Here is a 20461-nt window from a genome sequence, read left to right on the forward strand (position 1 = left end):
GGGCATCCTGATGGGCCGGAACAACACGCATGAAAACACTCCGTTCAAATGCGTGGCGAAATTGGGGGATCGCCGCGCGGGCTTTGGGCCGACCAAGTGAAACCGTGTTTCATGTGTCGGGAAGTTCATTGTCCCTCTCGGCGAAACACGTTTCGCCTGTCGGGGTTTCAAATCCTGCGGATTTGAAACTTGGTGAGAGGCTGAACACGACCCAGACGGGGCTCGTTGTGGCTGCTTCCTTCCGGACCTGACCAGATTGGCGAGGCGCCTACCCGCGCCAACCTCTCGCCTTCCATATATGAGGCTGCGCTGAGGGATGCAAGCCTCAGAGCGGCAGCTCGTAGCAGGTAAATCCACGGTCATCACACGCGGTCCGTTCGTTTAACTGCAGCCACGGATACTCCTGGACGACGTCACGCCCCTTTGGCGAAGATCGAAACCAGACCGAAGCCCCGGCAATCGGCTCGAACTGCCAGGTCGGAGCGACATCAAGCCTGATACGGTCTTGATTGGCGACATAATCCGTCAACAGCTCGCGAATCTCGATGGGTACAACAGGAAGAATGTCTTCGGGTGCGGGGATCGGATAGTTCCCCCCACCCAGAACGCGATAATCCGTCGTTGCCAGAAGAAACTGGTCGTCATCCTGTACCGAGCGCCCTTCGTGGCGCAACGACCTGAGACGCCCCGCGTCGGCCGTGCGCAAGGCCCCTGCTGGCGAAAAGCGCGCGGGCTGGCTCAGATCGACCTGATAGGTCAGGCCAAGAACACTTTCGTGGATATAGCCGGGCACGCCATCATCTTTCAGCTGAACCGCCCCTTGCCCCGGCAAAACTTGGTTGAAGATACTGCACGACCGCTCAAGCCAGTTGCGCAAAAACGCGCCGGTCACCTTCACCAAAGCAAAGCTGTTAGGAAACATATAGAGGTCTGCCAAGGATCGCTGCGTCATCGTTCCGGCGCTCAAGGCCGTGTAGTAGTCAGGCCCGCCAAACCCGCCCGACTTGAAGGCCGCACTGGCGGCGAGAAGCGGTAGGTCGGGCAGGTCCAGCGCCTCTTGGACCAAGCGGGCATGGTCCAACATGGCATGTTGTACCAGCCGCGTCGCGCTGTCTGCGCCGACAAGGGTGAAATAGTTATTCAGTGGTTGAACGGTTTTCCCAACCCGTGCCTGCATCGCGGCGCGTGTGGCGTCGTGAAGATCAGAAAACAGCGTTTCGATGGTGCTTTTCGTCGGCGCTTCATCGCCGGGGTCGTCCGACACCGCCCGCAAACTGGCGGCCCCATGACACAGGCCCCACTGCCCATCGAGACAGACCATCGACAGGTCAATCACCCCCAGATGAGACCCCCAAAACCCCGGCATGACCGTGGGAACGCCATTCAGAACACCGTCAGCCTCGGCCTCTTCAGCGGGGAATACCTGATGCGTATGCCCTCCGATCAATGCGTCAATCCCCGGAACAGTCGAAAGGGGGTACAGCACGTTTTCCATATCCGCGCGGTGTGCCTTGGCCCCCATCCCGCTATGGGCAAGCGCGATGATCACATCCGCACCTTCCGCTTTCATCTGCGGCACATAGTGACGCGCCGCATCCAGAATATCGGTCGTGTCAATCTGCGCCTGATGAAGCGAGTTCGGTGGCAGGAAGCCAATGACGCCAATCGTCAGCATCTGCACACCGCCCTGATCGTCTTTGACCTGCCTGCGCAGCAAAACATACGGGACAATCCCCGCACCCTTTGGCAATTCGGCATTCGCCGTCAGCACCGGGAACTCAGCCCCGCGAATAGCCCGCAAGACGGCATCCCGCCCCTGATCGAAATCATGGTTGCCAAGGTTCATGGCATCATAGTTCAGGTGGTTCATGGCGCGGATCATGGGATGTACCGGGTCGCTGTCCACATTGGGCAGACGCTCCCCCAGCGCCGAGCCGTAAAGGCTGTCGCCATTATCCAGCAATATCACGTTAGCCGCTTCGCCGCGAGCGTCGTCGATCAGTTGCGCCGTGCGTGACAGCCCCCACCCGCTGACAGACCGGTCCGCGTGATAGTCATAGGGCAGGATATTCATGTGCAAATCAGTGGTTGCCAAGATCCGCAAGCTTACACGAACACCTTGATCCGAAACTGGATTTTGAACGAAGTGCCTCATCCCCTCGCCATTTCCTTTCCCTTGATCACTTTGCAAGATCACCTTCTGGATGTTTATGTATTTTCAATTCTCGCTAATGTTGCATGATGTCAATTTAATGACCCGATAACGGCAAGATTCCAAACTGGACAGCCGGGTCGTCTCTGATAGCGTGCGCGCCACCATACCAACGCAGGACAGCCTCATGAAAATCGCCGAACAGGTCACGTTTGCAGCTGGCAATTTGAACCGGGATGCCGAAAGCCGTGCAAAACCGGAAAAGCTTGCAGAGCTGGCGCAAACCGCGCAGCTATTGCCGCTGTGGCGCGGGAAAATCCTGCTAAAGCCCGAGGGCGAGGGCTGGGATCTGGCCTATCTGACCCAAGACACGCTTCCCGCCGATTTCGAGGCTACCCCGCGTGTCTATCTTGGCCTTCAGAATGATGTGCCGCTGTTTGCCTTGGATGTTTCACGGTGGGAGCCCGAAGACGCCCTGCCAGACGCGACACAGTTCGTAGATCGCAGCATTCAGACGCATCCAGATCTGCCAAAGGATTTTGGCTTTGCCGAGCTGCGCGCGACGATGGCGGGGCTAACCCCCGACGAGGCCGAAGTCGCCGCCACCGCGCGGTCGATCCTTGAATGGCACCGCATCCACGGGTTCTGCGCCAATTGCGGCGCGAAAACGCGCGTTGCAATGGCGGGTTGGCAACGTGATTGCGACGCCTGCGGTCGGTCGCATTTTCCGCGCACCGATCCGGTGGTGATCATGCTGATCACGCATGGCAACTCGGTTCTGGTTGGGCGCGGGATCGGGTGGCCCGAGGACATGTATTCCCTTCTGGCGGGGTTCGTGGAACCCGGCGAAACCATCGAAGCGGCTACGCGGCGCGAAGTTTTCGAAGAATCAGGCGTGCGCGTTGGGCCGGTTGGCTATCTGGCGTCTCAGCCCTGGCCTTATCCATCCTCGCTGATGGTCGGCACCTGGGGGCATGCGACCACCAGCGAGATCAAGCTGGACCCGGCCGAACTGGCCGACGCCCTTTGGATCACGCGCGAGGACATGCTGGATATCTTTGCCGGTCGCAATCCCGCAATCAAACCCGCCAGAAAAGGTGCAATTGCGCATTTTCTAATGCAGAACTGGCTTGCAGATCGGTTGGACTAACCTCATTTTCACCCCAGACGCGAACAGCAGGAGCGATTGATGAAGATCAAGACCCATGAAGACATCGAGGCCACAATCGATCAGGTGTTCGACGCCGTCACCGATTTCGAAAGCTTCGAACTTGCCGCTTTGCGCCGTGGGGCCGAGGTCCGTCGGGTTGATTCTCTGCCCCAACCCGGTCAGGGCATGAGCTGGCAGGCCAAATTTGCCCATCGTGGCCGTCAGCGGGTTGCCGATATCAACATAGAGCAGTTCGACCGCCCCAATTATCTAGGCATCTGGACGAAAATCTCGGGGATGACTGCCAACGTGGAAGTCGATCTCGTGCCCCTGTCCCGCACGCGCACACGCATGAGCCTGAGCGTCGACATGCGCCCCAAGACCATTCCGGCACGGCTTCTGATCCAGTCCTTGAAGCTGGCGCGCACGACGATGTTGCGTCGTTTCCGCAAGCGCGTGTCGGAATACGCGGCAACGATCGAAGCGCGCTACAGGGCCTGACCGCGCCCGGGGCGTTCGCTTAATCGCGCGCCGGATCGCGGGGATAGACCCCAAGAATGTCCAGCGTCGAGGTGAAATAGGCCAGCTCTTCCAGAGCCAACTGAACGCCACGATCATCTGGGTGACCGTCGATGTCGGCATAAAATCGCGTCGCGTTGAACGATCCGTCCACCATATAGCTTTCAAGCTTGGTCATGTTCACGCCGTTGGTCGCAAACCCGCCCATCGCCTTATAGAGCGCGGCGGGTATGTTGCGCACTTCGAAGACGAAGGTGGTGATCATGCCATGCTCGCCGCGCCGCTCCAAATTGGGTTCGCGGCCCATGATGACAAAGCGGGTGGTGTTGTGGCCGTGATCCTCGACATCCTCGGCCAACAGATCGAGCCCATAGATCTCGGCTGCCAGCGCAGAGGCAAGCACACCTTCACCCGGCGATTTGGTCTTTGCCAGATGCGCAGCCGCCCCGGCACTGTCTGCAGCCCCGACACCGCGCATGCCGTGCAACTTCAGGAAGTTTGCCGACTGGGGAAGCAACACGGGATGCGCGCGCACAAGCCGAATATCTTCGATCTTCGCCTGCGGCAGCCCCATCAGGCTGATCCGAACCCGCACAAAAGCCTCGTCCAGAATGTGCAGCCCGCTTTCCGGCAACAGCCGGTGAATGTCCGCAACCCGACCGTAAGTGGTGTTCTCGATCGGCAACATGGCCTGATCCGCTTTCCCAGAGCGCACGGCCGCGATGACCTCGTCAAAGGATTCGCAGGGCATGGCTTCCATATACGGTCTAGCGGCCTGGCATGCCTCGTGGGAATAGGCGCCTGGCTCTCCCTGAAAGGCGATTCGGCTGGTCATTTTGCGGACCCTCCCTGCGGGTTAGCGTTAAAGGACTATAAGTTGGGCGTCATATCGCTTGAAAAGACACAAGGGAAGCGGCTAGAAGGCTTCTGACTTTGGATGAGACGGATCGCGACATGTTCGACACAATGACCTTTACAAAAGCGAGCGCCGCCGTGATTGGCACGCTCTTGGTATTCCTGCTGGGCAACTGGGCCGGCAGCGCCCTGTATAACACCAGCGGCGGCGGCCATGACGCTGGCCACGGCGACGAAGCACACGCAGCCGCCACCGGCTATGTCATCGCAGTGGAAAGCGACGACCACGGCGCCGAGGAAGAAGAGGTAGAAGCCGTACCCTTCGCGGATCTGGTTGCAGCAGCCGACGTAGAAAAAGGCGCGAAGGTCTGGAGCAAGTGTAAGGCCTGCCACAAGCTGGAAGACGGCAAGAACGGCACCGGCCCGCACCTTTACGGTCTGATCGACCGCCCGATCGCTGGCGTTGCTGGCTTCGGTTACTCGGACGTTCTGGCAGGCATGAGCGCCGAGGCTTGGACCATCGAAGCGCTGGACGCATGGCTGGCCGATCCGAAAGGCTTCGCACCGGGCAACAAGATGAGCTTCAAAGGCCTGAAGAAAGACGGCGATCGCGCCAACCTGGTTGCGTATCTGGCGACCATCGGCGGCTAAGCGCCCCTCGGTGAAGAATTTGAAAGGCCGTCCGGTATTCCGGGCGGCCTTTTTCGTTGCGCCGTTTCGGGCGGCGTACGGCGGATTAACACCCAGTTCACCAATTCGCGCCTTGAATGTTACCGGGCAGCGCTTTTTACTCGGATCAACGCATTCCGCTGATGAACGGAGGTATCGCCATGCGCGACGCACAGACAAAGACCATGACCCGACCCGACACCCGTGCCCTGACTCTTGGGTTCGGACTGGCCGCAGGGGCTTTGCTGGCGTTGTCACCTTTGGCGGCTAAAGCGGACACCACCGTCAGCCACGGCTATTCCAATTTTGGCGAACTGAAATACGGTCCGGATTTCAAACATCTGGATTACGTAAACCCGAACGCTCCGAAGGGTGGCGAGATTTCGATCTGGGCGCAGGGCACGTTTGACAGCTTCAACCAGTTCACCCGCAAGGGGACCACGGCCTCGATGGCGACGATCGGGTATGAAAGCATCCTGACTTCGACCGCCGACGACCCCTATGGCACCTATTGCTTCCTCTGCACCACGATGGAGTATCCGGACGATCTGTCTTGGGTCATCTTCAACCTGCGCGACGACGTGACCTTCTGGGACGGCACGAAGATGACGGCAGAGGACATCGCCTTCAGCCACAACCTGTTTGTCGAACAGGGCATCGCCGAATACCGCGCCATCATCACGGAAATCGTTGCGGGCGTCGAAGTCATCGGCCCGCTTCAGGTCAAATACACCTTCACCGAGGACGCCCCGAAACGTGATCGGATCAGCTTTGCCGGCAGCAGCATGGCCTTGTCGAAAGCATGGTTCGAAGAAACCGGCGCACGCGTGGACGACCGATCCGACGCGCCGTTCATGGCGACCGGCGCCTATAAGCTGGGCAGCTTCGACTATGGCCGCCACGTGACCTATGTGCGCGACCCGAATTATTGGGGCGCGGATCACCCACTGTCGGTTGGTCAGAATAACTTTGACGAGATCACGGCGATCTATTTCGCAGACGGCACCGCCGCGATGGAAGGCTTCAAGGCGGGCACCTACACGTTCCGCACCGAAAACTCCTCGCAAATCTGGGCCGAGGATTATGACTTCCCGAACCTGCGCAACGGCTATGCAATCAAGGCCGAGTTCCCCGATGGATCGGTTGGCACGGCGCAAAGCTTCATCTTCAATCTGGACAAAGGTGTCTGGCAGGATCCCAACGTGCGTGACGCATTTGGGCTGATGTTCAATTTCGAATGGTCGAACGAGGCCCTGTTCCGCGGGCTCTACAGCCGTGTCGACAGCTTCTGGCCGGGCATTGATCTGGGGGCCAAAGGCGCCCCCAGCGCCGGCGAGGTCGAAATCCTGCAGCCGCTGGTCGATCAAGGCCTGCTGCCCGAAAGCATCCTGACGGATGATGCCGTGATGCCTCCGGTCCACAACGCCGACGAAAACCGGCCCTCGCGCAAGTTCTATCGGACGGCCAACAAACTGCTGGAAACAGCCGGGTGGGAGATCGGATCGAGCGGCTTTCTTGAAAAAGACGGCCAGCGCATGTCGGCGACCTTTGTCACCTACAGCCCGGCGTTTGACCGCGTGATCAATCCCATTGTCGAGAACCTGAAACAGCTTGGCGTAGATGCGAAACTCGACCGTGTGGACATCCCGCAATATATCGAGCGCACCCGCTCGGGTGATTTCGACCTTGTGACCCATTCGATTGGCATGGGATTCGAGCCCGGCACTGGGCTAGAGCAATGGTTCCATTCGAAAACCGCCGATGACAGCTCCCGCAACCTGATGCGTCTGCGCGATCCTGCAGTGGATGCGCTGCTGCCCATCGTGGCGCAGTCGGAAACGCTGGATCAGCTGCGCACCTCGACCAACGCGCTGGACCGCGTGCTGCGTCATATCGGTTTCACAATTCCGCAATGGTACAAGAACAAGCACACCGTGGCCTTCTATGACGTCTTCGGCTACCCGGAAAATCTGCCGCCGTTGTCTCTGGGCGAACTGTCCTTCTGGTGGTACGACGCAGACAAAGCCGCCAAGTTGGAAGCGGCGGGCGTGTTGAAGTAACCCGCGCCGTATAACCGAGCACAAACCAAGGACCGCATATGGGCGCCTATATCCTGCGAAGATTGCTTTTGATCATCCCGACCCTTTTCGGGATCATGGTGATCAATTTCACGCTGACGCAATTCGTGCCCGGAGGCCCGATCGAGCAGATCATCGCCCAGATGGAAGGCGGCGGGGATGTATTCGAAACGATCTCGGGCGGCGGGGACGCGGGGATTGAGGCGGCCAGCAGCGGCGATGAAAGCTATCTGGGTGCGCGCGGCCTGCCTGCGGAGTTCATTGCCGAGCTGGAAAAAGAATTCGGCTTCGACAAGCCGCCGCTTGAGCGGTTCTTCACCATGATCTGGAACTATATGCGGCTGGATTTCGGCGAAAGCTACTTCCGCTCGATCGGTGTGTTTGAACTGGTGGCCGAGAAGATGCCTGTCTCAATCACGCTTGGGCTGTGGTCCACCGTGATTGCTTACATGGTGTCGATCCCGCTGGGCATTCAGAAAGCCGTGCGCGACGGATCGAAATTCGACACTTGGACCTCGGGCATGATCATCGTGGCCTATGCCATCCCGGGCTTTCTGTTCGCGATCCTTCTGCTAGTGCTATTCGCAGGCGGGTCGTACCTGCAATGGTTCCCACTGCGCGGTCTGACGTCCGACAACTGGGAGGAGTTGTCACTGTGGGGCAAGGTCGTGGATTACTTCTGGCACATCACCCTGCCGGTTCTGGCCTCGACGATTGCCAGCTTCGCCACGCTCACCTTGCTGACCAAGAACAGCTTTCTGGATGAGATCAAGAAGCAATATGTCGTCACCGCCCGCGCCAAGGGTCTGGCCGAGAACAAAGTGCTGTACGGCCACGTCTTCCGCAACGCGATGCTGATTGTGATCGCGGGCTTCCCCTCGGTCTTTCTGGGCGTGTTCTTCGGCGGCTCGGTGATCATCGAAACGCTTTTCTCTCTGGATGGGCTGGGACGTCTGGGCTACGAGGCCGCGCTGGCCCGTGACTATCCGGTGATTTTCGGCACCCTTTTCGTCTTCGGCCTGCTTGGCCTTCTGGTCGGCATCCTGTCGGACCTCATGTATGTCTTCGTCGACCCCCGCATCGACTTTGAAGGGCGCGAGGTCTGATTATGGCGCTTTCCCCCCTCAACCAACGCCGCTGGCGCAACTTCCGCCGCAATGGCCGCGCCTTCTGGTCGCTGATCCTGTTCGCGATCCTGTTTGGCCTGTCGCTATTTGCCGAGCTTCTGGCGAACGACAAACCGATCTTGGTGAAGTATGATGGCAGTTTCTACACGCCTGTCGTCAAATTCTACCCCGAAACCGCGTTCGGCGGCGATTTCAAGACCGAAGCCGTCTATGGCGATATCGAGGTGCAATGCCTGATCATCGCCCAAGGGTCCGAGGCCTGCTGGGACGACCCCGAAGGCGTGATTGCCGAAGCCAAGACCGGTACGGTCGAGGGCGAACCAATCAGTAAAGGGTGGCTGATCTGGCCGCCGGTCCCCTACAGCTATACCACTATCAACGACATCGATGGCGCCGCCCCCAGCGCGCCCGATGCGCAGCACCTTCTGGGTACAGACGACACCGCACGCGACGTGCTAGCCCGTGTGATCTATGGCTTCCGGCTGTCAGTCTTCTTCACCATTGTCGTTACGGTGCTGACCTCAGTCATCGGTATCGCCGCAGGGGCCATTCAGGGCTATTTCGGTGGTTGGATCGACCTGATCTTCCAGCGGATTCTTGAAATCTGGTCGTCGACCCCGTCGCTTTACGTGATCATCATCCTGTTCGCGATCCTTGGACGAAGTTTCTGGCTGCTGGTCTTCGTCACCGTGCTGTTCGGCTGGCCCGCCTTGGTGGGCGTCGTCCGCGCCGAGTTCCTGCGCGCCCGCAATTTCGAATATGTCCGCGCTGCCCGCGCGCTTGGGGTCTCGAACCGCGTGATCATGTTCCGCCACGTGCTGCCCAATGCGATGGTCGCCACGCTGACCATGCTGCCCTTCATCATCACCGGCACGATCTCGACACTGGCGACACTGGACTTCCTTGGCTTTGGCCTTCCGTCCTCGGCCCCGTCACTGGGCGAGCTGACCCGTCAGGCAAAACAGAACCTGCAAGCCCCGTGGCTGGCCTTTACCGCCTTCATGACCTTCTCGATCCTTCTGTCACTGCTCGTCTTCATTTTCGAAGGTGTGCGGGACGCGTTTGACCCAAGAAAGACCTTCCAATGAGCCTTCTGAACGTCAACAACCTAAGCGTCTCGTTCCGACAGGATGGGCAAAGCCACCCCGCCCTGCGTGGGATCAGCTTTGACGTGGAAAAGGGCGAAACCGTCGCGCTGGTGGGCGAAAGTGGATCGGGAAAATCTGTATCCGCCCTGTCAACCGTGTCACTTCTGCCGGACAGCGCCGAGGTCACCGGATCGATCACCTACGAAGGGCGCGAGATGATCGGCGCGTCCAAGTCTGATTTGCGCGACGTGCGCGGCAATGACATCAGCTTCATCTTTCAGGAACCGATGACATCGCTGAACCCGCTCCACACGATTGAAAAGCAGATGGCGGAATCGATCCAACTGCATCAAGGGCTAACCGGCGACGCCGTGCGTACGCGCATTCTGGAACTTCTGGACAAGGTCGGCATTCGTGACGCCGAAACCCGGCTACCAAACTATCCGCACCAACTGTCCGGCGGGCAACGTCAGCGCGTGATGATCGCCATGGCGCTTGCCAATGGGCCTGAACTGCTGATCGCGGACGAACCCACCACGGCGCTCGATGTGACCATTCAGGCGCAAATCCTCGACTTGCTGGCAGATCTGAAGGAAAGCGAGGGGATGAGCCTTCTGTTCATCACCCACGACCTTGGCATCGTGCGCAAAATTGCGGACCGCGTCTGCGTCATGAAAGACGGCGAGATCGTCGAGACCGGCCCGACCGCCGAAGTCTTCGAGAACCCGCAGCACGAGTATACCAAAATGCTGCTGGGGGCCGAGGCACATGGCCGCCCCGATCCCGTCCCCGCAGACGCACCCGAAATCGCATCCGCTAAAGACCTGCGCATCTGGTTCCCCATCCAGCGCGGTCTGATGCGTCGTACCGTTGGCCACATCAAGGCGGTGAACGCCGCAACCTTCAACGTGCGCGCGGGCGAGACCATCGGCATCGTCGGTGAAAGTGGCTCGGGCAAAACCACACTGGCGCTGGCCGTTATGCGATTGATCAGCTCCGACGGGCCGATTGTCTTCATGGGCGATGGCATTCAGGGGCTGAAATCTCGCCAGTTGCAACCGCTGCGCCGTGATATGCAGATCGTGTTCCAAGACCCATATGGGTCGCTATCCCCCCGCATGACCGCCGAGGAAATCATCGCCGAGGGCTTGTCGGTACATGGGCTGGAACCGGGCCGCAATCGGCGCGAGATGGTGGCCGAGATCATGGAGGAAGTGGGTCTCGACCCCGACACCATGCACCGCTATCCGCACGAATTCTCGGGCGGTCAGCGTCAGCGCATCGCCATTGCCCGCGCGATGATCCTACGCCCGAAACTGGTTGTTCTGGACGAACCGACTTCGGCGCTGGACATGACCGTACAGGTCCAGATCGTCGAGCTTCTGCGCAATTTGCAGAAAAAGCACGGGCTGGCTTATCTATTCATCAGCCACGACCTGCGCGTCGTGCGTGCGCTCAGCCACAAGGTGCTGGTGATGCGGGCGGGCGACGTGGTGGAAAGCGGCGATGCTGATCAGATCTTTGACGCGCCCGCGACAGACTATACCCGCGCGCTGATGGCCGCGGCCTTCGACATGAAGGCCAGCGACGCCGTTTCTCAGTAGATCGAATTAGGACGGCCCAATTACCTTGCAACGCGTGTTGCGGGCGTTCAGGCGACGGCAGGCCAGATCGGCCTGTTCCTGCGTCAGGCTGACAAAGTTCGCATGCCACCCGTCCGAGCGTTTGATGACCTTGCGCAAAGCCTCGTCCAGCGTATCAAGCTCGCGCAATGCGGTTTTCAGCAGGCGGCGTTCGGCGTGATAGCGGGTGCCCAGAACGCCCACGTTGATCGCATAGTGCCGCCCACCCGAGGTAGACATGCGGGTCACGATCTCGGGCGCGGCCTCGGCGGGTTGCGCCGTGGGTTCCAGCGAGGCGAGGATGATCGCTGCGGGACGCGGCGGAGGCGACGTCATGGCCGCAGAAGCGATGGTCGCCTCGCCACCGAAGGGTTGAACAGCCGCCGGCACCGGGGTCGTTTCGATCGCCGGAACCATGGCGATGGCTTCGGCCTCGGGTGACGTGGTACCGTCTTCGGTAACTGCGACCACGGCGTCTTTGATGCTGTCAGTCAGGCTGGCCAATTGCGTGTCGACGACCAGCTCTTGCGCCACTCCCGGACGGGGCGCGGGGCGCGGGCTGCGTTTGACGGCGGTGATCAGGCGAATGGTCTTGCCAGCGGCACCCGGTTCGGGGGCGTCACTTCCAACATTCCCCGCATAAACGGGCAGCTCAGGCTTGCGCACGGCCGCATGGCTGGGCGCGCGACGGAAACCAAGGTCCATCAGCTCGGCCACTTTGGCGTTGCGCGATGCGGTCGAGCGCCCGCCGAATACGGTGGTGATAATCCGTTCTTGCCCACGCTCCGCCGAGGCAACCAAGTTGAACCCGGCAGCATTGGTAAAGCCCGTCTTAATGCCATCCGCGCCTTTATAGGCGTTCAGAAAGCGGCGGTTGGTGTTGTTGACGGACTTCATCCCAGCATGGGTCGAGCGGCGCGAGAACAGGTTGTAGTAATCCGGGTGGTCATAGAACAGGTGACGGCCCAGCGTGGTCATGTCACGCGCCGTGGACAGGTGACCGCTTTCGGTCAGACCGTGTGCGTTCTTGAAATGCGTACGCGTCATGCCCAGCGCCTTGGCGGTGCGGTTCATGCGACGTGCAAAGGCAGCTTCGGATCCCGAGATTGCGATGCCGATCGCCGTGGCCGCGTCATTTGCAGATTTCACCGCAGCGGCGCGGATCAGGTAGCGCAGCTTGATCTTCTGGCCCTTGCGCAGACCCAGTTTAGACGGCGGCTCGGCGGCAGCTTTTCCGGTGATGGTCACAACAGTGTCGGCCGAGATCTCGCCATGCTTGATCGCCTCGAAGGCGACGTAAAGCGTCATCATTTTGGTCAAAGAGGCCGGGTGTAGCCGGGTATCCGCGTTGCGAGAATGCAGAACTTTGCCGGTGCGCGCGTCAATCACCATCGCCGCATAGGGCGCGGCCTGTGCACGTGTGGGGGCAAGCGCCACCAAACAGCCAATAACTGCGAGAAAGAACCCAAAACGGGCCAACTGCTTAAAACGCGTCATCACGACGGTTACCTTTTCTGCCTCAATCGCCGGATCTTTTTTTCGCCCAGCTGATTTGTTTTTTTCAGGCTAGCACGCGGAAATCGTTTGGGAAACCGCTTATTTACTTAGCCGCATGGCGTGTCCTGAGAGTCACGGCGCACAATCATCCACAAAATATGGTGCACCTGAGGGGGCATCGCCACCAAATCTACGCATCCCTCGCGTACGCTCAGGATCGTATAGATGCCGGATTTGGCGGATCTAGCCCCTTCAACGAAACCAAATGTTGAGACTTACGCGCTCTTTTTGTATGAGCGGTTCCGGATGCACAGTCCCCTGCCCCTTTTCACGGCACGGACAAGCCCTATATTGTGTGTCCCGGATGCCTTTGACTGCAACCCACGGAGCGATGTCGACATGACAACATCACCCTTCATCCTGTCCTCGGGCGGTCCCGATGATGACGGTGACGCTGGCCTTGCGGTTGCAACCAAGCCCAAGACCAAGCGCCCGCCGATGTACAAGGTGCTGCTGCTGAATGACGATTTCACCCCGATGGAATTTGTCGTCATGGTGCTGGAACGCTTCTTTGGTCTGAACCATTCACAAGCGTTCGAGCTGATGTTGACCGTGCACAAGAAGGGGCTGGCCGTCGCCGGTGTCTTCTCGTACGAGATCGCGGAAACCAAGGTTACTCAGGTGATGCAGCTGGCGCGTGAGCACCAACATCCGCTGCAATGCACCATGGAAAAGGAATGACCGCCGCGCGCGGGGTCTGACATGCTTCAAACACGTTTGCCTATTGCCCTTGATGATGGGTTGATTGCGTTGCCTGACGAAGGCGACATTCTGGTGATCGGCCCGACGCCGGATCACGACGTCTCGGCGCTGCCCAAAGATCGCGTGACGATCTACAGCCACTTCTTCCCCGACGTGCAGTTCTGGACCGCACGCGGATACAAGGTTGTCAACGACCTGCCGGACGCAGGCTTCGCCGCCGCGCTGGTCTGTGCGCCCCGATCTAAGTCACAAGCGCAGGCGTGGCTTTATACCGCCAATCGCGCCACAGATGGCGGATTGGTCATTCTGGACGGCCAAAAGACGGACGGGATGGACAGCCATCTGAAGGCGCTGAAGAAACGCGCGAACCTGCTGGGGAACCTGTCGAAGGCGCATGGCAAGATCGTCTGGTTTCAAGGTCTGGACGCCCCGGAGTGGGAAGCCCAAGACATCACCCTGCCCGACGGGTTCATCACCCGCCCCGGTGTCTTCTCGGCCGAGAAGTTCGACAAAGGGTCCGAGGTTCTGGCTGCGGCCATGCCCGATGTCATCAATGGCCGCGTGGCCGATCTGGGTGCGGGCTGGGGATATCTGTCACGCCACATCCTGTCGCGCGAAGGGGTCGAGGCGCTGGACCTGATTGAGGCCGACAAGGTGGCGCTGGACTGCGCCCGTCGCAACATCGACGACCCGCGTGCAAGTTTCCTCTGGGACGACGCCACCGCGTTCACGCCGGATCAGCCCTATGACGTGGTGATCTCGAACCCGCCGTTTCACACCAGCCGCGCGGGCCGTCCCGAATTGGGACAGGCCTTCATCCAGTCGGCAGCACGCATCCTGAAGCCCTCGGGCCGCTTCGTCATGGTTGCCAACCGCCACCTTCCGTACGAAGACACGCTGGCCAAATATTTCCGCGTGGTCGAGGATCTGGGCGGCACGCCGGGCTTCAAGCTTCTGGCCGGGCTGAAACCTCATCGCGTGGCGCGGTAACTTCCGCTAGTCTGGCGCGGGGAATCGCCCCGAGATAGGAGAGCTCATGTCCTTCAACATCGCAGGCAAGACCGCCATCATCACCGGCGCCGCAAACGGCATCGGCCTATCCATCGCCCGCCATTTCGCCGATCATGGCGCCAATGTGGTGTGCGCCGACATGGACGAAGCAGGGCTTCTGGATCAATGGGGCCCGAACCCCGATGAGACCAGCGACGAGGCCGGGAACACCCGCATCTTCGCAGGCGACCTGCGCGAGAAGCTAACCATCGCAAACCTGTTGTCCGCCACGATCGACGCATTCGAGCGGGTAGACATTTTGATCAACGCCTCGCGCCAAGTGTCACTGGCGGATCCTCTGGACGTGGATGACAAATCCGTCACCTGCTTGCTGGATCAGAACCTGATGACCAGCCTGCGCCTGAGCCAGCAGGTGGCCAAACGGATGATCCTGCAAGGCGAGGAACTGGACGAAGACGATACTGAAACCCCGTTGGGCGCCATCGTGAACCTGTCCTCGATCGCGTCGACCCGCACGCAACCGGGGCTGATGGCCTATTCGATCGCCTCGGCGGCGGTGGATCAGATGACACGGTCGCTGGCCGTGGCGCTGGCCCCCAACCGCATCCGAGTGAACGCCGTGTCCTTTGGCTCGTTAATGAGCGCAAGCCTGCGCAATACGATCCGAGAGAACCCCGAGACCCGGCAGGACATCATCGACGGCACGCCCTTGGGGCGGATCGCACCGGCCGCGGACATCACCGAGGCAGTGCAGTTTCTGGTGTCAGAAGCGTCCAGCTTCATGACCGGCCAGATTGTTCAGGTCGATGGCGGACGCAGCCTGTTGGACGTGGTGGGCAACCCGGCGCACTGACATCCCCCTCGCGGCATCCTGCCTTTTGCCAAATCCGCCCAGCTTTGATAGCTGGTCCGGACAGCCGTAACTTTTGACACCCGGAGCCCATGATGACCGACCAGATGACCGATCAAAAAGCCCGCGCCAGCCAGTGGTTCCACGATCTGCGCGACCAGATCGTTGCCGCGTTCGAGGCGCTGGAAGACAGCCAGAAGGACGGGCCCCTGTCGGATCAGCCTGCCGGTCGGTTTGAGGTCACCAAAACCACCCGCCAGTCGGATGACGGATCGGATGCCGGTGGCGGATTGATGAGCGTCATGCGCGGCGGGCGCGTGTTCGAGAAAGTGGGCGTCAACATCTCGACCGTCTACGGCACGCTGGGCAAGCCAGCGCAGCAGGCAATGGCCGCGCGAGGTGTGCCGGGGATCGAGGATGATCCCCGCTTCTGGGCCTCGGGCATTTCGCTGGTGGCACATATGCAGAACCCGCACTGCCCTGCGGTGCACATGAACACCCGCATGTTCTGGACGCCCAATGCGTGGTGGTTCGGTGGTGGCTCGGACCTGAACCCCTGCATCGAATATGACGAAGACACGGCGCATTTCCACACTGTTCAGAAAGAGCATCTGGATCCCCATGACCCCACGCTTTACGGCAAGCTGAAGGAGTGGGCGGACGAGTATTTCTATGTCCCCCACCGTGGCCGTGCCCGCGGCGTCGGCGGAATCTTCATGGATGACCGCAACACCGGCGATTGGGAAATCGACTTTGCCCTGACCCAAGACATCGGCCGCGCCTTTCTGCCTGCCTTCGTTCCGCTGACCGAAAAACGCCGCAACACGCCGTGGAACGAGGTCGACAAGGACACGCAGCTGGTGCATCGCGGGCTCTATGCGGAATACAATCTGGTTTATGATCGCGGTACGAAGTTTGGCCTGGCGACGGGGCACGACGCGAATGCAGTCCTGATGAGCCTGCCGCCAATGGCCAAGTGGATCTAATCTCGTCGGTAGCTCACTTCGTGAGCCTGAGGGGCGTTGCCCCTCGCCCTGGCGGGCTCACCCCAGGATATTTTTGACAAGAAAATGCGCGAATTGCCTTTGGCTTGCCTTGGCGGACGTGTCGGGGCAAGCTGTGGAAAAACCCGAAAGGCCTAGGCGTGACCAGCTTTAAACTTGACGATTTCCTGCCCTATCAGCTTGCTGTTCTGTCCAGCCGTGTCAGCGCGGAGTTTTCCAAACACTACCGCGAGGCCTATGGGATTTCGGTGTCCGAATGGCGGGTCGTGGCACATCTGAGCCAGGCCGACAGTGTCAGCGTGCGCGAGATCCACAAGCGGGTGGATATGGACAAACCAAAAGTCAGCCGGGCGGCGTCTCGGCTTGAGGCGGCGGGCTATGTCACCAAGACCATCAACCCCAATGACCGTCGTCTGGTTGAGCTGTGTCTGACCGACAAGGGGCGCGCGATGATCGAGGCTTTGGCCCCTATTGCCGATGATTATGAAGCACAACTGACATCGCTTCTGGGCGCCGAAGATGCGTGTTTTCGCGAGGCTTTGGAAGATCTTTTGGTCAAACTAGCCCCCGGCAACACCGCTGACAGCTGATCCGGACCCCTCTGACGGAGCGTTACACAAGACAGGTCTTCTGCTTTACGGCACAATGCTGCCAATGCAAAACAGGAGGTCCAGACATGTCCGATATTGTCATTCTTGACGGTGTACGCACTGCAATCGGTGGCTTTGGCGGCAGCCTTGCCCAAACCCCACCCAGCGCGCTTGGCGCAACCGTCACCCGCGAGGCGATGGCCCGCGCTGGTGTCACCCCGGAACAGATCGGACACGTTGTGTTTGGTCACGTGATCAACACCGAGCCGCGCGACATGTATCTGTCGCGTGTCGCAATGATCGAGGCCGGCATTCCAGACACCACCCCCGCGATGAACGTGAACCGCCTGTGCGGCTCGGGCCTGCAGGCCATTGTGTCCGCGACCCAGAACCTGATGCTGGGCGACGCAGATTTCGCCGTGGCAGGCGGGGCCGAAAACATGAGCCGCTCGCCCTATATCTTGCCGCAAGCGCGGTGGGGTCAGAAGATGGGCGACACGGGTGCGCAGGACATGATGCTCGGCGCGCTGAACTGCCCTTTCGGCACCGGCCACATGGGCATCACCGCTGAAAACGTCGCGTCCGAGAACAACGTGACCCGCGACGACCAAGATGCGTTTGCGCTGGAAAGCCAGCGCCGCGCCGCTGCTGCGATTGAAGCTGGCTATTTCGACAGCCAGATCGTGCCCGTCGAGGTCAAAAAGCGCCGCGAGGTGGTGGCCTTTGCCCGCGACGAGCACCCCAAGCCGACCACCGCCGAAGCGCTGGCAGGTCTGCGTCCCGCGTTCCAGAGAGATGGCAGTGTGACGGCGGGCAATGCCTCGGGCATCAATGACGGTGCTGCGGCACTGGTTCTGGCCCGCGCGGACGCCGCCGACGCCGCTGGCCTGAAACCCAAAGCGCGCATCATCGGCTATGGCCATGCAGGCGTCCGCCCCGAGGTGATGGGCATCGGCCCCGTCCCGGCGGTCGAGAACCTGCTGGCGCGCACCGGGCTGTCGGTCAGCGATTTCGACGTGATCGAATCGAACGAGGCCTTCGCCTCTCAGGCCATTGCGGTGAACAAAGGGCTAGGTCTGGACACGGCCAAGGTGAACCCGAATGGTGGCGCGATTGCCTTGGGCCATCCGGTCGGCGCCACAGGCGCGATCATCACTGTGAAAGCGCTGTATGAGTTGGAGCGCATCGGAGGCTCGAAAGCGCTGATCACCATGTGTATCGGCGGCGGTCAGGGGATCGCGCTGGCGATTGAGCGCCTGTAAGCAAGCATCCAAAAGAAGAAAGGCCCGGTCGCAATGCCGGGCCTTTTGTTATTTCCAGTCGAAGAAGTCGTCACCCACTTGTGACAACAGCTTTTCAGCCAGTGTTCGTCCCAGTTCTGGTCCGTCAGAAATCGGGCCCGAAATCTGATCGGCGACGCTTTCCGATCCGTCTGTCCGCAGAATCTCGCCCTTCAGGGTCAGGGTGTCGCCGTCCAAAGTCGCCAGCCCCGCGATCGGGGTCTCACACGATCCGTCCAGTGCCCCAAGGAAGGCACGTTCGGCGGCCAGACGTTGGCCGGTTTCAAGGTTGTGGATCGCATCCAGCATATCCTTGGCGCGGGCGTCGTCCGCGCGGCGTTCAATGCCGATGGCTCCTTGGGCGACCGCGTTCAGCATGTCCGCGGTCTCGATCGCTGTTGCGGGGACGTCGTCCATGCCCAGACGGTTCAGACCGGCCATCGCAAGGAAGGTCGCCTCGGCCACGTTGTCACCCAGCTTTTTCAGGCGGGTCTGCACGTTGCCGCGGAACTCGACCACGTTCAGGTCCGGACGACGGTTCAGAAGTTGCGATTTGCGGCGCAGGGACGAGGTGCCGACGACGGCCCCTTCCGGCAGCTCCGCAATCGAGGTGTACTTGATCGAGACGAACGCATCGCGCGTGTCTTCACGCGGCAGATAACACTCCAGCACTAGCCCCTCGGGCTGTTCAACCGGCATGTCCTTCATCGAATGCACGGCAATGTCGATGCGGCCATCCAGCATCGCCTCTTCGATTTCCTTGGTGAACAGTCCCTTGTTGCCGATCTCTTTCAGCGGGCGATCCGCGTCGATCATCGAGCGGTTGTCACCGGTGGTATGGATCACCACAACCTCAAACGCCGCTTCCGGCAGATCAAACGCAGCCATCAGGCGGCGGCGTGTCTCATAGGCCTGCGCCAGCGCCAAGGGGCTGCCACGGGTGCCGATATTCAGGGGGGCGTCGGGGGTCGGAAGCGTGTAAGTCATGGCGGTTGGTTTACGCGCGAAGCCCCCCTCTGTCCATGCCTGCGACACACCCGGCGCTTGACATCTTGCCGCTGCTTTGGGACGAGGCTTGGACCCGAACAGGAAAGGCCACCTTATGACCCAGCAAAAGACCATTCTGCGCGCACTTGCAGGCGAGACCCTTCCGACCCCTCCAATCTGGATGATGCGTCAGGCGGGGCGTTACCTGCCCGAGTATCGTGCGACGCGTGCCGAGGCCGGGGATTTCCTGAAACTGTGCTATAACTCGGAACTGGCGGCTGAGGTCACGTTGCAGCCCATTCGCCGCTATGGCTTTGATGCGGCGATCCTGTTTGCCGACATCCTGCTGCTGCCGCAGGCGCTGGGTGCGGATCTGTGGTTCGTGACCGGGGAAGGCCCGCGTCTGTCCACGATCACCGAGCAGGCCGATTTCGACAAGCTGTCGGGCAAGGATGACATCCACGAGACGCTGAACCCCATCTATGAAACCGTCCGCATTCTGCGTCGCGAACTGCCGGAAGAGACCACGCTGATCGGTTTCGCTGGCATGCCGTGGACCGTGGCGACCTATATGATCGCCGGTCAGGGCACCAAGGATCAGGGCCCGGCACACGCGCTGAAGGCCGAGAATCGGCCGCTGTTCGAAGCCGTGATGGACCGCCTGACCGAGGGCACCATTGAATATCTGTCGAAACAGATCGAGGCTGGTGCCGAAGTGGTGAAGCTGTTTGACAGCTGGGCCGGATCGCTGAAGGGCGAGGACTTCCAGAAATACGCTGTCGAGCCCGCCCGTGTGATCACTCAAGAACTGAAGAAACGTCACCCCGGCATTCCCGTCATCGGCTTCCCGCGCGAAGCGGGCGAGGGCTATGTTGGGTTTGCAAAGGCGACCGGCGTGGATTGCGTTGCGTTGGACAACTCGGTCAGCCCGGAATGGGCGGCTGCGAATGTGCAGGTCGATGGCTGCGTACAGGGCAATCTGAAGTCCAGCCACATGGTTACGGGCGGTCAGGCTTTGGTCGACGAGACCCGCGCCATCGTAGACGCCTTCAAGAACGGCCCGCATATCTTCAACCTTGGCCACGGGATCACCCCGGACGCCGATCCTGAAAATGTGCAGCTGATGATCGACACCGTGCGCAGCTGCGGCTAGGGGCGTTGCCCCTCGCCCTGACGGGCTCACCCCAGGATATTTGTGACAAGAAAATGCGGGCTTGCCA

Annotated in this window: 18 protein-coding genes and 1 other RNA gene; 14 read left to right on the forward strand and 5 right to left on the reverse strand. The window is 60.3% G+C overall.

The genetic code is table 11. The features are described from left to right. Positions 1 to 190: 190 nt before the first annotated feature. An RNA gene (ffs, locus tag G0Q00_RS07920) (signal recognition particle sRNA small type) lies at positions 191 to 288 on the reverse strand. Between the two features lie 37 nt (positions 289 to 325). Further along, positions 326 to 2155, reverse strand: coding sequence for a bifunctional 2',3'-cyclic-nucleotide 2'-phosphodiesterase/3'-nucleotidase (locus G0Q00_RS07925; protein WP_255464738.1), 1830 nt, complete (start codon positions 2153 to 2155; stop codon positions 326 to 328). 184 nt (positions 2156 to 2339) lie between these two features. Here G0Q00_RS07925 and nudC point away from each other — a divergent pair, with 184 nt between their 5' ends. Then, a complete protein-coding gene (nudC, locus tag G0Q00_RS07930) occupies positions 2340 to 3302 on the forward strand; it encodes an NAD(+) diphosphatase (RefSeq protein WP_163037975.1) in 963 nt (320 codons plus the stop codon). Positions 3303 to 3341: 39 nt separating this feature from the next. Further along, on the forward strand, positions 3342 to 3803 hold the full coding sequence (locus G0Q00_RS07935) for an SRPBCC family protein (protein ID WP_163037978.1): 462 nt from the start codon (positions 3342 to 3344) through the stop codon (positions 3801 to 3803). Positions 3804 to 3822: 19 nt separating this feature from the next. Here the strand turns inward: G0Q00_RS07935 and G0Q00_RS07940 are convergent, their stop codons facing one another. Further along, positions 3823 to 4656 carry a prephenate dehydratase gene (locus G0Q00_RS07940; RefSeq protein WP_163037980.1) on the reverse strand — a complete coding sequence of 278 codons (834 nt, stop codon included), beginning with the start codon at positions 4654 to 4656 and terminating at the stop codon, positions 3823 to 3825. 98 nt (positions 4657 to 4754) lie between these two features. Between G0Q00_RS07940 and G0Q00_RS07945 the strand changes: the two genes are divergently transcribed. From G0Q00_RS07945 to G0Q00_RS07965, 5 genes are all read left to right on the forward strand, one after another. Next, complete coding sequence (locus G0Q00_RS07945) at positions 4755 to 5327, forward strand: cytochrome c family protein (RefSeq protein ID WP_370458552.1); 573 nt, start codon at positions 4755 to 4757, stop codon at positions 5325 to 5327. Positions 5328 to 5506: 179 nt separating this feature from the next. After that, positions 5507 to 7405 (forward strand): extracellular solute-binding protein, encoded by a 1899-nt coding sequence (locus G0Q00_RS07950; protein ID WP_239058349.1) that lies wholly within the window; start codon positions 5507 to 5509, stop codon positions 7403 to 7405. Positions 7406 to 7443: 38 nt separating this feature from the next. Further along, positions 7444 to 8529, forward strand: coding sequence for a microcin C ABC transporter permease YejB (locus tag G0Q00_RS07955; protein WP_163037982.1), 1086 nt, complete (start codon positions 7444 to 7446; stop codon positions 8527 to 8529). A 2-nt stretch (positions 8530 to 8531) separates the two neighbouring features. After that, positions 8532 to 9638: an ABC transporter permease gene (locus tag G0Q00_RS07960; protein ID WP_163037984.1), complete on the forward strand. Its 1107-nt coding sequence runs from the start codon at positions 8532 to 8534 to the stop codon at positions 9636 to 9638. Then, the gene (locus G0Q00_RS07965) at positions 9635 to 11242 is read left to right on the forward strand and encodes an ABC transporter ATP-binding protein (RefSeq protein WP_163037986.1); all 1608 of its coding nucleotides are present in this window, start codon (positions 9635 to 9637) and stop codon (positions 11240 to 11242) included. The genes G0Q00_RS07960 and G0Q00_RS07965 overlap by 4 nt, the downstream gene beginning before the upstream one ends. Positions 11243 to 11248: 6 nt before the next feature. Here the strand turns inward: G0Q00_RS07965 and G0Q00_RS07970 are convergent, their stop codons facing one another. Further along, positions 11249 to 12757: a D-alanyl-D-alanine carboxypeptidase family protein gene (locus G0Q00_RS07970; RefSeq protein ID WP_163037988.1), complete on the reverse strand. Its 1509-nt coding sequence runs from the start codon at positions 12755 to 12757 to the stop codon at positions 11249 to 11251. Between the two features lie 399 nt (positions 12758 to 13156). Between G0Q00_RS07970 and clpS the strand changes: the two genes are divergently transcribed. The 6 genes from clpS to G0Q00_RS08000 all read left to right on the forward strand — a co-directional run bounded on the left by clpS (position 13157) and on the right by G0Q00_RS08000 (position 18236). After that, positions 13157 to 13498, forward strand: a complete 342-nt coding sequence (gene clpS / locus G0Q00_RS07975) for an ATP-dependent Clp protease adapter ClpS (protein WP_133489087.1) — start codon at positions 13157 to 13159, stop codon at positions 13496 to 13498. 21 nt (positions 13499 to 13519) lie between these two features. After that, the gene (locus G0Q00_RS07980) at positions 13520 to 14509 is read left to right on the forward strand and encodes a class I SAM-dependent methyltransferase (RefSeq protein ID WP_163037990.1); all 990 of its coding nucleotides are present in this window, start codon (positions 13520 to 13522) and stop codon (positions 14507 to 14509) included. Between the two features lie 46 nt (positions 14510 to 14555). Further along, positions 14556 to 15383, forward strand: coding sequence for an SDR family NAD(P)-dependent oxidoreductase (locus G0Q00_RS07985; RefSeq protein ID WP_163037992.1), 828 nt, complete (start codon positions 14556 to 14558; stop codon positions 15381 to 15383). A gap of 92 nt (positions 15384 to 15475) precedes the next feature. Continuing rightward, complete coding sequence (gene hemF, locus G0Q00_RS07990) at positions 15476 to 16366, forward strand: oxygen-dependent coproporphyrinogen oxidase (protein ID WP_163037994.1); 891 nt, start codon at positions 15476 to 15478, stop codon at positions 16364 to 16366. A 158-nt stretch (positions 16367 to 16524) separates the two neighbouring features. Further along, positions 16525 to 16974: a MarR family winged helix-turn-helix transcriptional regulator gene (locus G0Q00_RS07995; RefSeq protein WP_163037996.1), complete on the forward strand. Its 450-nt coding sequence runs from the start codon at positions 16525 to 16527 to the stop codon at positions 16972 to 16974. A gap of 86 nt (positions 16975 to 17060) precedes the next feature. Then, positions 17061 to 18236 carry an acetyl-CoA C-acyltransferase family protein gene (locus tag G0Q00_RS08000; protein WP_163037998.1) on the forward strand — a complete coding sequence of 392 codons (1176 nt, stop codon included), beginning with the start codon at positions 17061 to 17063 and terminating at the stop codon, positions 18234 to 18236. Positions 18237 to 18284: 48 nt separating this feature from the next. On the opposite strand, the gene hemC is transcribed toward G0Q00_RS08000, so the two are convergent. Continuing rightward, complete coding sequence (gene hemC / locus G0Q00_RS08005; RefSeq protein ID WP_163038000.1) at positions 18285 to 19241, reverse strand: hydroxymethylbilane synthase; 957 nt, start codon at positions 19239 to 19241, stop codon at positions 18285 to 18287. Between the two features lie 115 nt (positions 19242 to 19356). Between hemC and hemE the strand changes: the two genes are divergently transcribed. Further along, a complete protein-coding gene (gene hemE / locus G0Q00_RS08010) occupies positions 19357 to 20394 on the forward strand; it encodes a uroporphyrinogen decarboxylase (RefSeq protein ID WP_163038002.1) in 1038 nt (345 codons plus the stop codon). Positions 20395 to 20461 lie beyond the last annotated feature (67 nt).

Origin of the sequence: Aliiroseovarius sp. PrR006 (assembly GCF_010500215.1) — a bacterium.
In the GTDB taxonomy this organism is placed as follows: Bacteria; Pseudomonadota; Alphaproteobacteria; order Rhodobacterales; family Rhodobacteraceae; genus Aliiroseovarius.